The 14,928-nt window shown below is 34.7% G+C and carries 9 protein-coding genes; 1 reads left to right on the forward strand and 8 read right to left on the reverse strand.

Annotated features, from left to right (window positions below; all coding sequences use genetic code 11):
* Positions 1-18: 18 nt before the first annotated feature.
* The 7 genes from EKH84_RS21770 to EKH84_RS00120 all read right to left on the reverse strand — a co-directional run bounded on the left by EKH84_RS21770 (position 19) and on the right by EKH84_RS00120 (position 11,266).
* Complete coding sequence (locus tag EKH84_RS21770; RefSeq protein ID WP_190283430.1) at positions 19-156, reverse strand: hypothetical protein; 138 nt, start codon at positions 154-156, stop codon at positions 19-21.
* Between the two features lie 105 nt (positions 157-261).
* Positions 262-1,575 carry a sensor histidine kinase gene (locus EKH84_RS00100; protein ID WP_127064597.1) on the reverse strand — a complete coding sequence of 438 codons (1,314 nt, stop codon included), beginning with the start codon at positions 1,573-1,575 and terminating at the stop codon, positions 262-264.
* Positions 1,568-2,290: a LytR/AlgR family response regulator transcription factor gene (locus tag EKH84_RS00105; protein WP_127064598.1), complete on the reverse strand. Its 723-nt coding sequence runs from the start codon at positions 2,288-2,290 to the stop codon at positions 1,568-1,570. Before EKH84_RS00105 ends, EKH84_RS00100 begins: the two co-directional genes overlap by 8 nt.
* A gap of 267 nt (positions 2,291-2,557) precedes the next feature.
* Positions 2,558-5,953: a glycoside hydrolase family 9 protein gene (locus EKH84_RS00110; protein ID WP_127064599.1), complete on the reverse strand. Its 3,396-nt coding sequence runs from the start codon at positions 5,951-5,953 to the stop codon at positions 2,558-2,560.
* A 95-nt stretch (positions 5,954-6,048) separates the two neighbouring features.
* Complete coding sequence (locus EKH84_RS22395; RefSeq protein WP_127064600.1) at positions 6,049-9,447, reverse strand: glycoside hydrolase family 48 protein; 3,399 nt, start codon at positions 9,445-9,447, stop codon at positions 6,049-6,051.
* 335 nt (positions 9,448-9,782) lie between these two features.
* Positions 9,783-9,938: a hypothetical protein gene (locus tag EKH84_RS21775; protein ID WP_013658628.1), complete on the reverse strand. Its 156-nt coding sequence runs from the start codon at positions 9,936-9,938 to the stop codon at positions 9,783-9,785.
* A 68-nt stretch (positions 9,939-10,006) separates the two neighbouring features.
* Positions 10,007-11,266 (reverse strand): DNA polymerase Y family protein, encoded by a 1,260-nt coding sequence (locus EKH84_RS00120; RefSeq protein ID WP_127064601.1) that lies wholly within the window; start codon positions 11,264-11,266, stop codon positions 10,007-10,009.
* Positions 11,267-11,490: 224 nt separating this feature from the next.
* Here EKH84_RS00120 and EKH84_RS00125 point away from each other — a divergent pair, with 224 nt between their 5' ends.
* Positions 11,491-12,213 (forward strand): hypothetical protein, encoded by a 723-nt coding sequence (locus EKH84_RS00125; RefSeq protein ID WP_127064602.1) that lies wholly within the window; start codon positions 11,491-11,493, stop codon positions 12,211-12,213.
* 409 nt (positions 12,214-12,622) lie between these two features.
* Here the strand turns inward: EKH84_RS00125 and EKH84_RS00130 are convergent, their stop codons facing one another.
* The gene (locus tag EKH84_RS00130; RefSeq protein ID WP_127064603.1) at positions 12,623-14,878 is read right to left on the reverse strand and encodes a heavy metal translocating P-type ATPase; all 2,256 of its coding nucleotides are present in this window, start codon (positions 14,876-14,878) and stop codon (positions 12,623-12,625) included.
* Positions 14,879-14,928: the final 50 nt, after the last annotated feature.

The raw sequence follows: 14,928 nt of genomic DNA on the forward strand, positions 1-14,928 counted from the left end.
TATTCTGTAATATCTTAGTTATGGCATGATATAAGGTACTAATTGTTTCAATAAAGTAGCAGCAAACCCCATTGCACCACCTGTAACTTTTTGCTTTTCTTTCGTTGATAGCTCTTGAAAACATCCATTCTTTTTTACCTGATGATTCTTTTTCATATACTTACCTCCTCATAGATTATTAATATTACCCCTAGTAACTTTAATATAAACTATTTTTATTGCATTTACATTGTAGTTGCTTAAGATGTATATTTTTAATACCTAAGCTGTTATACCATAGTTAACAGGTATATCTATCTCTAAGTAAAATTCTTCTTCTTTACTTAGAATATTGATATTCCCATTATTCTTTTGTACACTCTTTTTAATATTAGCCAAACCAAAACCATGATTAATACTATCTTTTTTATTAGTAGGAAATTCTTTCTTTTGATCCACCTCCACCCTACCATTAGCAGTATTTTTTATGTTATAGAAAAAATAACCTCTATCGCAGACTGCTTTCATTTGAATTTTCTTCACTCTACCATCCTCTACTCTTTCACAAGCCTCTATAGCATTATCTAAACTATTAGCAAATATAACACATAAATCCATATCATCTAAGGTGAGTTGGTTACTTAATCTTACTTCATATTCCATCTGAATATTTCTTTCTTTAGCTATTTGTAATTTATCATTTAAAATAGCATCCACAATAGAATTTCCAGTATGAACCATACAACCCAGCCTCTCTGTCGTCTGTTCCATTTCTCCTATATATTGCTCTAACTTATGTAATTGTCCTTGCTGCGCCAAGCCCTTAATAATCAGCATATGATTGTGCATATCATGCTTAATAGCTCTTGTTTCTTTATTTACTTCTTCTAATTTATGATAATATTTAAGTTGCCTCTCTAGTTGCTCACTCATACATTCATTACTCCATTTATAATAGAGTTTATTCATTTCTTGATTAACTCCCAGAATTAACAGTATTATACAAATAAATAATATCATGATATACGGTGCTAAACTAATATTTTTCAAGAGTTGAATATCACCAAAATAAGCTGCATCACATATAAAAAATGTATATACTGCGGTAATGGTGAGTAATATAATGGTAAATGCTTGTCTTCTCGTAACTCTTTTATACTGCCCGTTTTCTTTATAAATGACACTAGTTTGTTTAGCTAAAAGCCATAAAACGGTAACTTCTAAGGTACCTCTTATCTCTGTTACTATTTGATTCTCAAGCCAATGAACTCCATAATCTTTTATAATTGAGTCGACAACCATCCAATCCAAAGTACCTATACCATATATCACTGCAAGACCTAAAAGATTGACCCAAACTTTTTGCAGGAGTTTACCTTCAAATAAAAAATTCGCAAAACAAATACCAAAAAAAAGTAATCCAAATTTAGAATTTTCAACACTAATAAACATAAATGCCAATATTATACTAGCATAAATACTATATCTTATAGTTCGCTTTCTAGTTAATTGAGCTTGATCTAAGAAGACACTTAAACACATCGCTTGCATCACAAAACAGCTTAATGCACCTGCTAGTAAATTTAATCTATCCAAGTCGGTGTGCCTCCTTTAAATAGAGACGAAAGCTTTCTTTAAAAGCTTTAATCCTTAGACGACTCATATACACCACATCACCATTTTGCATGGTTACAGTTGCTTGATCATATTCCTTCACATACCCTAAATTAATTAGATAAGATTTATGAATTCTAAAAAATCCCTTATCAGCCACGAACTTGTCTACTTCATTAATTTTATTATCAATGATGTATTCCTTCTGACTTGTAACTGCACGTAACTTTCTATCCAATGTTTCAAAATAAAGAATATCCGCAAATGGAATTTGAAAGAATCTCTGCCCTTGATTAAGTGTAATTAACTTTGAAAGCTTTTCTTTCCTTTTCTTTAAAATCAAATCGAATGTTTTAAAGAGCTGTTCCTTCTGTATAGGTTTTAATAAATACCTAAGCGTGTTAACTTCAAAAGCACAATGAGCCTCTTCTGGATGGCTAGTTGTAAAGATTATGTCTGCTTTTAAATTTTTCTGACGTATTTTCTTTGCTAATGTTATGCCATTAATACTATTTTCTATTTCAACATCTAAGCAAAATACATCACACTGGTCATAGTTAGCTTTTAAGAGTTCTTCAGCTGAAGAGAAATATTGTATTTCATATTGTTTTATACGGCTTTTTAAATATTCTTCTAAAAGCTCTTCTAAATGTTTACGGAAGATTTCTTCATCATCACATACAAAAATCCTGAACATTCTATCCTCCCCCTAAATAATTGGTATACTTACCCAAATATCACTCTTTTTACACTTAGATATTATCATATTAGTTTAAGTTTTTTAACTATTTTTATTATTTTTTTAAAACTTTACAAAAAATTCACCTATTTTTAATCTGTTTGTAACATAAACTACTAACTCCAAAAAGCGATATATTATACCATGGAATAATATATCGCTTTTTTGCAACTACTTGCTCTATTCTATTTTACTTTTAATTACAACCTATTCGTATTTCTACATCTATGGTTCTACACCAGCAACTAAATTACCATCATAGTAAACGCAAACCTTGCCAGCATTTCCGTAAGAATAGTCATTAGTTTGATCATAATTGCTCCAATTAGATTTTGCTGTTCTAGTAGCAATCTCTAAAGTGGTACCTTCTGAAATCATTTCTGATGCATTGATCGTTATTTGAATATAACAGTCTGCTCCTGCTTTAGTAGCATCCATTTTGATAACTTTTCCATTTACTTTACTTGTATAAGGACTATACCATGGTGCTTTATTCATTTGAGCTGCTGCATTATCACACCACACCGTTTGTTCTTCACTACCATCAGCAGTAAAGTAGTAACGGATTTCTAATTTAGATAAATCAATATCATTACCACTCTTATGTACTAACTTAAAGTTATTTGTAAGTGTGTTAGTAGATGCTTGACCATTGCCTGTATTGCCAACCTCTAATACAAAGTCAACTACTGGTGCTTCTACTACTTCAAGCTGTACATATACTTTAACAGCCGCTGATGTAGTTGTTTTTCCTTTTGTAGATGTTGCTTTAGCTGTAAAGCTGATAGGTGTTAATTGACCCATTTCTGTAACTGTGCCTTCTGTTACATAAGTAGCTGTATATTCGCCATTCACTGCGCCAGTGCTTTCAGCGAATTTTTTGCCATCTGCATAGAATTCAACCAACTTAATATCGTCTTCTAATACATCTGCAGCAACACTTACTTCTATTTGCTTTGTTACCTCTGCAAAAGTTTCTTCATTAGCAGGTGAAACAATTTCTACCTCTGGTGCTGCTATGACAGGAAGTTGTACAGATACATTAACAGGTTTAGATATTGTTTTGGTACCATTCGCTGCAATTGCTTCAGCTGTTATAATATACTCACTTAATTCACCTAATTGACTAGCTGAGCCAGTTGGTAAATAAGATGCTGTATATGGTGCCACTTTACTTTCACCTACTACCTTACCGTTTACATAAAATACTACTTTTTGAATAGTAGACTTCTCTATTTCAGCTGTAGCATTCATAGTAATGGCTGTAATTCCCTTACTCATATCTATGCTTGTTCCATCAATAGGAGCAGTAACAGCTACTGTTGGTGCTGCTAGTACTGGTAAAACAACAGATACTTTAACAGCTTCAGAAGTAGTAGATTTGCCATTAGCTGCTGTTGCTTTGACAGTCAAGCTATAATCCTTTGTAGTACCTGCAACTGTACTGTAGTCACTTGGTACAAAATTCATTTCATAAGGCGCCTTTGTGCTTTCTCCAATCTTAGTACCGTCTACAAAAAATTCTACTTTTGAAATAGTACTTTCTTGTACCTCTGCATTTGCTTTAATAACAACTGGATTTGCTTCTGTTACATCTTTAAAGATAGCTCCTGCTACTGGTGATGCAATACTTGTCGTTGGTGCATAAACCTTTGTAGCCCCTGAAGGTTCCTGACCAAATATTAATTTACCATTATCATATAATGCAAAATGATTTGCTTTTGCTAAGCTATTTGGGCTTGAAGATGCTATATCCGCAAATGATGGACTCTTTGTATAATCCCATTTCCCTGGAGCTGCAATTCTAAATTGCATTTCGCTCTTGTGCTCACTTTGACCACCTGGATAAATCTTAGCTCCAGTTAAGTCAATTTCTACATAATAAATGCCATTTTGTGCATCCCAAGGTTGTAAGCTAGATACCTTTGCTGAATGTTGACTATAACTAGATGTAACTTTCATATCACTAGCTTTATAACCTGCTGCTAATACATCACTAATATCTACAAAATATCTATAAGCAAGTTTATCTGTTACCCTTGCTGGCCAAGCACTTCTATTATAAACCACTGACTTAATCTCTATAAAATTAATCGCATTTTGTTTATCTTGTGCATTAATACCTGCTTCAATAAATATTTCTTCTCCAACTTCTTCTATAGCATTTAAGTTAGGATCGATGATTCCGCCGTAATCCTCATACATTTTAGCCATTAGACCTACAAAACCAGCATTGTAATCATTTGCTACTTCATTTGATACATAGTCTGAAATTACATCTGTATATTTATCATTTTTATCTGGTCCTCCTACTAAAGCGCCAATAAGTACATGTCTTGGCTCATATGGTTGTCCTGATAAATTATTTTCCCATGCACCATGAGCTGTTCTATGATGTGGTTTAGTAGGTGGATTTACTCCAAAACCAACTACAAAACTACGTCCTGTGCTACCAAGAGCATAATCTGCTTGAGACTTAGCGAAGTTTTGATAGGTTTGTGCTCTTTTTGCATCAGCGTCCTCCCAATCTGCATAAATACTAGCTAAGAATGCTGTTGTCGTTGCATATCTTAATGAGCCCCATGAGTCTCTCCATGCAAGACCTTTAGGTGTGTAAGTTACACGGTCACCATTTAAGCCTGTTGTCCAATAGTCTAAGTGATTTTCAATTACTTTTCTAAACTTTTCATCACCACCATACTGAGCTAATAAAAGACTGGCACCATAATGTACATCATCCCAGCAGTGTACCCAACTATAAGCAATCTCATCACTTTGGTCCACTTTCGACCAGCCAGAAGAATAGTCTTTTGCTTTTTGTAAATAGCTCTCATCACCTGTAGCTAAATAAATCCACATGCTTCCCCATGAAATCTCATCACTATATCCACTATGTGAAGAATAAAAGCCTGCTGCTTGTTTCATATAACCCGCATCACTCTTTGTGATTTCAGCAAAATTTAAAAGTTCTTTTGCATGTTTTAAACAAGTTGCTGCATAAGCAGGATCAATATCTTTAAATGCAATTGCAGAAGCTGCTAGTGATGCAGCTGTTCCTGCACTTACAGCTGATCCTGGATTATTAAGATCTAACTTATAAGCAGGTCTTTCCATCTGCATAATTTCTGCAGATCCCCAGAAAGCATGGTCTGCTCCACCATTACCTACTTGATAATAGTATTCGTTAGCAGAAGGGTGACATTTGATAAAATAATCATTCGCCCATTTGATTTCATCAAGCATGTATTTATCTTGTCCACTAGCTTTATAAACATCAGTGTCTTCTATATAAGACCACGCTAGCATTGTGGAGGCATAAGCCATAGGTAAATTAAATTTAACATGGTCACCTGCATCATACCAACCACCTGTTAAATCTAAACCTACATCAGCTCCATCTTTTAAGCCAGAATCACCTCTCCAGTTATTTCTCTGATTATCAGGTAAATTACCAGACTTTTGAAATTCATAAAACATTAATGCTTTTTGAAAAGCATCTCCATAATTAAAGTTTGTAGCCGCTTTTACTTCTATACCATTAAAAGCCATAGTGCCTAATGTTAACCCTACAGCTAATGCAGAACTGACTATTTGTCTTGACTTTTTCTTAAACCCTATCATTACTTTTCCTCCTTTTAGAGTATAATCTCGGTAACCTAAGTTACCGAGATTATATTGAAATTAGTATATTAAACTTTTAGGGGATTTATTTATGATTAGTATGGCATAGTACCACTTACAACTTCACCATTGTATAATACAACTGTTCCTGAAGTGTATGAGTAGTCATTGGTTTGATCATAGTTTGACCAATCATTCTTAGAAAGACGAATACCCATGTCAATCTTTCCACCTGCATTTAATACTTGGTTTGATGTAAATGTAATTTCCATGTAGTATTGATCGCCACTAACTTGAACAACATTTACTGATACATCAGGAGTAAGATTTACATACCAAGGTGCTGCATTAAGATTCATACCAGCATTATCTTTGTATGCTGTTTGTGCTGCGTTACCTTCTAAAGTATAGTAGTGACGGATAGCAAGTTTAGATAAATCTACTGGGCCATCTGATGTTACTACATATTGTCCTCCAAGTGTATTTGTAGTTGCACCACCTTTATTATTATGTGCTACATTAACATTTACACTTGGTTCAACTACTTGTTCAACTGGTAATTTAACTTGTACTTTAACTGCATCAGATGTCGCACTCATATCTTCTGTAGTTGTTGCTTTTGCTGTAAATACTACATTAACAATACCATCTGGTTTTGGACCGTATCCATCTGGTGTAGTATAAGTTGCTGTACATGTAGCACCATTAGCTTTGCCAATTTCTTTACCATCAGCGTAAATAATTAATTCTTTAATAGTACCATCTTTTACTGTTGCTTCAGCTGAAACGGCTACAGTTTGTTTTCCATTTGTAGCATCAATTACTGTATTAGCAGCTGGAGCTGTAACAACAACAACTGGTTTATTAGCTACTTTAAATTGAACTTTAATTTTAACAGCTTCAGAAGTTGCTTTTGCACCTTCAGCTGATGTAGCTACTGCCGTAAGCGTAATTTCTTTTATGCCTTCTGCATCCATACCATCTTTAGTTGGTACAAATGATACACTACCATTACCTGTTGTTTCACCAATCTTGGTTCCATCTGCAAAGAATTCAATCTTAGCAATTGTACTATCTTTAACAGATGCTTCTGCAGTTACAGTAATAGGAGTTTGAGTTGTTTTATAATCAATAACATCACCTGTTACTGGTTTTACAATGTTAACTACTGGTAACTCAATTCCTGGGAACTTAAGTGTTACTGTGATTGGTGCTGATTCTTTAGCAACATTCTTATCTGAGTATGCAACTACTTTAAATGTTACTTGTTTTGTTCCTGCTGCTGTTAAATTATCTTTAGTTGGTACATAGTTTGCTTCATAATTAACATCTGTATCTTCTGCAAATTTAACACCATCAGCATAGAATTCTACTTTAGAAATAGAACCTTTATCAATAGAAGCATCAGCTTTTACTGCAATGCCTGTTGAATCTTTTGCCACTTCAATTACATCACCATTTTGTGGAGTTGTAACTGCTACGTTCATAACTACTTCATCACCTGGGAATAACATAGCCATTGTACCATTTGCAATAGCGATTTCTGCTTGTGCCCAGAATCTGTGATATGTAATTTCGAAGTCTTCACCATTTTTGTAAGCTTGTTCAAGTCTTGCAAAGTCTGGATCATTCTTATATTTAGAACGTAATTCAATAAATGTTACACCTGGTACGATTTCATCTCCATTTGCCATCTTTCCAGTGTAATTACTTGGTACATAAACTTCTTGTTCAAAGAAACGTTTGTAGTCAGCACGAACTTCAGGTGCAGCTACCCCTTTATCATCTCTGTAAAGTGTCCACATACGATCTAATACTTCTTTTGTTATATCTACATAACTTTGATAATCTTGTTCTGGAGAGTATTTCTTAGTTGCTGCTGCATAGAAAGTAAGTGTATTAGCCATAGAAGCTACTGTACCAAGGTCTGTACCATAGTTAATAACATCTACATGGAGGTTCTTGTTACCTGTGTAAGACCCTGTCCATGTATCTGGTTGTCCACTCCATTGAAGTGTAGAAGGAACAGCAAAAGTACCATCATCATATAATTGAATTTCTGACTTAGCCCATGCAGCCCATCTGTCAAGAAGGCCTTTAACTCTTGAATCTCCTGATTCATAATAGTACTCAGCCATACGTTGCATTGACCAACCTTGCATACCAAACCATTGGTTACTGCCTGGATCTTCGTATACTGGATGAGCATCATAAGCCATACCATAGAAAGTACTTGTACCTGCTGGATACTTCTCATAAGATCCACCATATGAGTTAGTTGCACCACCTGCAATAGCCCCTTCAGCAGATTGTAACCATTGATAGAATTCAATTTGTCTATCTAAGCTCTTAGCCCAGTCACGTTTAGCATTTGGTGATTTTGGAATCATGTCACTATCTGTTGAAAGAACCCAAGCTGCCATTGGACTTTGGTAACCAAAGTGATTGTGGCTACTACCAATTCTCCAGCTCCAGTTAGCATCAAGTCCACCACCCCAAGCATAATACCATGACATTAAGTAGTGTGCTGCTTCATAACCTTGTCCTGGTGTTTTACCTTGTGCACCAATCTTCATGAAATACTTATCAAACATAGCGTATCTTAGGTAGTCACCCATTTTACTTGCTTTAGCTACATAAGTATCAATATTTTGGCCTTGCTCTTCTGCCCAGTCTTTCGCCCAGTACATAGCTTGTACTAAACGTGCATCAGCATCTGGTGCATTTGTGTATCTCCATTGTTTTGAATAGTTAGCATCACCTGTGAAGAAAGGTAAGAAACCACTTTTTCCACCCCATTTAAAATCTTCCCATGATGGTTGTGGAATAGTTTCCCACGTAGATTCTTGTTCTCCACGTTGGAATGTATTAATATAAGAAGGAGCTGATACACCATCTCCTCTTCTACCATAACCGTAGAAGTTATCACCATCTATAAGCCAGTGCATACCATAGATTTTAGAAGTTCCATAGGTACTTTTAAGTTCATTAGCAATAGGGTCAGTACCTACTGGTAAACCAAATTGTAATTGGCTAGGATAATAATCTGGTAAAGGATATTCTGATGCATATGTAGCAGGGCTATTTGGATTGTAATCTGTTTGACCTGGTTGATCTAAATCTGTTGGAATATAATATTTTTCAATAACATTCCAAGCTTCTTTAAGACCACTAAAGTCTCCTGTGAATTTACCATTCATAGCTTCTAACCAAACATAATAGCTAGCTGTTTCACTAGTTGATTCATGTCCATGGTCAGGTGCTTCAACCATTAATGTTTCAATAGAGTGATAAGGTACGCCCTGTGGACTAAAATAGCCATTACTACTATCTTTAATATCCTCATACAGGTCTAAAAATCTCTGTTCATACACATTCGTCGATTCTGGTACAACCACAGGTGTATTTGCCGCTGCAAAAACACTAAGTGGAGTTAAACATTGTGCTCCAACTAATAAAGCACTCATAAGCCCCATCGTTTTTCTCTTATTCATACTATTCCTCCTAATTTTTTTATTTACTTTTTAATACGGGTATTTACAACATTTTTCTCCTATAGGCGACAACTCCCTTCTTTATTATCTATTACCATACTTATAATCAAACCAAATTCACTTTAGTCCTATATCTCTCTAGTATTAGATAATATAAAACATATTCTTACTTTTCATGTCTTCATTATAATTTCATAAATTTAATTATCAATTCATATTGAATATAGTGTAGGTAATCCATACATAAGTTGCATAAGTATTTATTCTACCCATGCTAACAAAAAAAAATAAATTACCACAAAGATTTGTTCCTTGTGGTAATTTATTTCTACATTTTAATAAATTCTCCCAGCTTTTTTATTACCAGTTTTTGCTTTGCCTTGAATCTCTGGAACAGGTTCCATAGCATTTTTGTTATAATGCCCTTTACTATTACTTTCTGTGCCATGAGGTTCATTAACTCCTGGTCTTCTCATACCAGCTTTAGCCATGTGCTCGCCTCCTTTTTATGCATCTCTTCATTAGTATGAGATACTCAGTAGCAATTTATTCTTATAGCTTAAAGCTTACTTGTTGTTATGCTGCTTTTCTTTTCTTTTGAAATGCCACCTGCCATATGGTCTAACTTTGATCCGACAAAAGCCGCTCTCATGACTGCATCTTCCCCATATTTATTTCTAATGGTATCTATTGCTTTATCTAGTTTCTCATTCTTCTTATTCTTAGGTGTTTCAAATAAATTAAATTGATGATGGCTTTCTTTCTCCAGTTTCGTTGTATGCACGCCTAATTGCCTAATAGGTGTTTTGTGATCCCATAGTTCTTCAAATATTTTACAAGAATACTTATATAGTTCTTTAGTCACTGCTGTTGAGCTTGGTAATACCATTTGATGTGATTTTCTTTCAAAAAAAGTATCTACAATACTTACTGCCAAACAACTAGCTTCTACCTCTGCTGCTCTTAATCTAGTGCCTACTGTTTCGCACAAGGACAATAATACGAGATAAGCACTCTCTACCGAATTCACATCATAAGGAATCGTCATAGAATTTCCATAGCCTTTATGAGGTGCTTGTTCTTCCTCTACTGCTGAAGCATCTACACCATTAGCATATTGATGAATAATCTCCCCCTGTTTTTTTAGATGAAGCTTTAATAATTTCACATCAGCTTTTGCTAATTCGCCAATAGTTCTAATTCCTAATAATTTTAAACTTTTCTCCGTTGCTTTACCTACGAAGAAGAGTTCACCTACAGGTAATGGCCACATTTTCTTTTCAATTTCACTTGGAAATAAAGTATGCACCAAATTAGGCTTTTCTAATTCTCCTGCCATTTTAGCTAGTAGCTTATTACAAGAAATCCCTATATTAACTGTAAAACCTAGGTCCTCATAAATTCTATCTTTAATCTTATAAGCTATATCCAAAGGGTTTCCATATAATCCTTCCGTCCCTGTCATATCTATATATGCCTCATCTATAGAATATTGCTGAACAACTGGAGAATACTCCCTTAAAAGCATCATTAACTTATTAGAATACTCTACATATACACTAAAATTAGGCTTTACAATAGTAAGTTCTGGACATTTTCTTAATGCTGCCACAATGGGCTCTCCGGTGACAATTCCATACTTCTTAGCAGAAGTAGATTTTGCTAAAATGACCCCTTTACGCTTTTCTATGTCCCCTCCAATAGCAGAGGGTATATCCCTTAAGTCTATTTCTTCCCCTAAAATTTGCTTTCTATAACTTGCTTCCCAACTTAAAAAAGCTGAATTAACATCTACATGAAAAATAACTTTCTCTGCCATTTCATCACTCTTCCAATCGAACATACGTTTGATTTTATTGTATCAAAATCTACTCTCTATGTAAATACCTATCTCCCTAGTATGAAAGTATACTACTATCCATATTTATTCCTGCGTGGAAAGCTAATTCACCATAATCTTTATCATTTTATATTAACCTTTTTTCTTCCTACTACATATAATGACTATAGACACTCCTTTCATAAGTCCGAAGGAGGGATACTATGAAAAAAGAATCTATTCACTGTATTTTATGGTTTTCCATTTTTTTATTAGGCATTACTTTTACTATCTCTGCTGCTTTACTACAGACTCTTCCTAATTCCAGCAAAAGTGCATTACTCCTTTTTTCTATTTGCTTTATTATCATTGGTTTAATCGCCTCTGCTGTTCATTATAGAAAATATGTAAAAATCAAGACCCTTATTGATCATCATGCTCCTGTGCTTGCACACTGGACTTATGATATTAGTAGTTCTTCCACGCTTAAAGCAGCTTTATCTGAACAGAAAAGTAACACTATTTCTACAGCTATCTTAAGCTTAATACTTGGAATTATCTTTTCTCTTGTGTTTGCTTATAGTGGCGGTACTCATATCCTTTACACAGGATATACCCTTGCTATTTTAATTATTCTTGCATTCATTATAGGCATTCGATGCATACTAACTTACTACGAAAAAGCTTTGAAAATTCCTACAGAAGTCATTTTTGGAGAAGACTCTATTTACTTCATGAATCAACTTTACGGCTTACAAAAATCTATTTATTTTCTCGAAAACGTCATTATCACTCAAGGCCCAGAAGCTGTTCTTCAACTCGTTTATGGTCAATATGATATAGATGATACGCCAACTTGCATCATTTCAATCCCCATTCCAGCAAATAAACTTCAAGTAGCAGAACATTTGCGTAAATACTATCTAGACCTTATCGCTTATGAATAATCATGGCTAAAAAACAAGAAGGAATGTTACTAGGTAACATTCCTTCTTGTTTTTTAGAGGTGTTATTCTATTAAAAATAAAAATCCGTCTGGGAGAAAATGAGGGAGAGGGCGTAACGATAGCAATTCATCTTTTTTCTTGAAAACACTTCAGGAGAGTGGCTTTATGCGTTATTGTTGATAAAGCTGAGTGAGGGTGGCTGTCCTGGCGGGGTGACTTCGGAGTATTTTCATTAGACACTTAGTGAACGTTTTGGATGGTACTTAGCCCACGTGTTTGAGCGTAGCGAGTTTGTGGGCGTTCATCCAAAAAAGTGAGCTTAGTGCCTAATGAAAATGCGGAGCGGAGCCACGCAGGATAGTCACCCTCACTCAGCTTTTCCAAATAGCTAGTAAAGTCCCGATACATTTTACTTACCTCTTACCATTCTTAAAGCATAACCCACATTCTTTCCTAGAACGCGAATAGAATTAATAACTGCTAAAAGTGAAACGCCTACGTCTGCAAAAATAGCTAACCACATATTTGCAATTCCTAAAATGCCGAGTACAAGTACAATTACTTTAACCCCTAATGCAAATACAATGTTCTGCGTTACAATTTTTCTAGTACGTTTAGCAATGCTCATCACATCAGCAATGGAAGATAATTCATCTGTCATTAATACAATATCAGAAGCTTCAATAGCTGCATCTGAACCTACACCACCCATAGCAATACCTACATCTGCTCTAGCAAGTACAGGAGCATCATTAATACCATCTCCCACAAAAGCAACTTTACCATTTTTTAAAGCTTCTTCTAATTTTGTTACTTTATCTTGAGGTAAAAGCTCTGCATGAACTGTATCAATACCTACTTCATTACCAATCTTATATGCATTTTCTTTTTTATCTCCAGTTAGCATAATCACCTTTTTAATGCCACCTGCTTTTAATTTGGCTATAGCAGCTTTACTGTCTGCTTTAATTTGGTCAGCTACAACTATGCATCCAAGATACTGCCCATCTCTTGCTACATAAACATGAGAGCCAATCTCCTCTTCTTGTTTATAATCAATTTGATAATGTGCCATTAGCTTTTCATTTCCTGCTAACAATACTGAGTCACCTTGATTAACGACAATCCCTTCACCACTTATTTCTTTATACTCGCCTATGATCTCCTCATCTTTTAGTTTGCCATAGGCACTTACAATAGATTTTGCAATGGGATGATTAGATTTTGCTTCAATACGTGCTGCTAGTGCTAAAAGTTCTTCCTTTGCCATTCCTTGAGTAATGATTTGACTTACACCAAATTCACCCTTTGTAATGGTTCCTGTCTTGTCAAATACAACTGTATCAATTGTATTAAGCTCTTCTAAATAGTTACTTCCTTTAACCAAAACACCAACTTGTGCTGCTGCACCTATTCCAGCAAAGAAACCAAGAGGTACAGAAACAACTAATGCACATGGACAAGAAATAACTAGAAAAATAATACTTGAGTAAACCCAGTGTTGCCAGTTGCCTGTGATTAAAGAAGGTACAATTGCTGTTAAAATGGCTAAACCTACTACAATAGGTGTGTACCATCTAGCAAATTTAGTAATAAAATTCTCAGACTTAGACTTCTTACTACTAGCATTCTCAATAAGTTCTAAAATCTTTGAAACTGTACTATTTTTAAAGCTAGTTGTAACTTCTACTTTAATAACACCTTCTTTATTAATAGAACCGCTTAAGACCTTGCTTCCTAATTGTGCCACAACAGGTAGCGCTTCACCTGTAAGCATTGATGTATCCAAAGTACTTGTTCCTTCTATTACAACACCATCTAGTGGTAATTTTTCTCCCGCTCTTACTTCAATAATCTCACCTTTTAAAACTGCTTCTGGTGATACCACCTGTTCTTTTCCATTACGAATGACTCTAGCAAAACTTGGACGAATATCCATAGCCTTTTCGATTTCTTTTCTAGAGTAATTAACAGCTTTACCTTGAAGGTATTCACCTATTTTATAAAACACCATAACTGCTACTGCTTCTGGATATTCACCAATTGCGAAGGCAGCTATTGTTGCTATAGTCATAAGGAAGTTTTCATCTAGCATTTTACCTTTTACAAAATTCTTAGCTGCATTAATGACAACATCATAGCCTACACAAATATATGCTATGATAAGAAGAATGGATTGGTCTAAAACAGCTCCTATAGCAAGTAAAATAATACTTACTATTAATAAAGTAGGCTCTAATTTCTCAGACTCCAAAAAATTTTTGATAGCATTATCCCTTTTAGCCTTAGGAGCTGAAGTAAGCTTTTGCCCATTTCTACTCAGTCCTCCTTCACTATTATGTGTATGACATTCACAGCTTCCTTCATGGTCATGAACATCACAATGACAATCCTCATGAGGTGGTGCTATATATACCTCTTCTTCATCTACAACGCTAAGGATCTTAATACCTTTTTCTATCTCATCTGCTAGCTTCTCTATTTCTTTTCTAAGCTTTTCCTCTGGATAATGCTCCGCTTCCTCTTCTTTAACATGAATAGTGAGTTTCTTTAACATAAAGTTCAAAATAGCTTCTTTAATATAAGGCTCTTTATTAAGTCTTACTTCTATTTTATTACCACAGTTGGCACAATCCAAATTCTCAATTCTGAATATATACTTCATACTTCCACCTCTTCTTATATGAATGATTGCTCATATATTTACTTATATAT

The organism is Cellulosilyticum sp. WCF-2, from assembly GCF_003990395.1.
In the GTDB taxonomy this organism is placed as follows: Bacteria; Bacillota; Clostridia; order Lachnospirales; family Cellulosilyticaceae; genus Cellulosilyticum; species Cellulosilyticum lentocellum.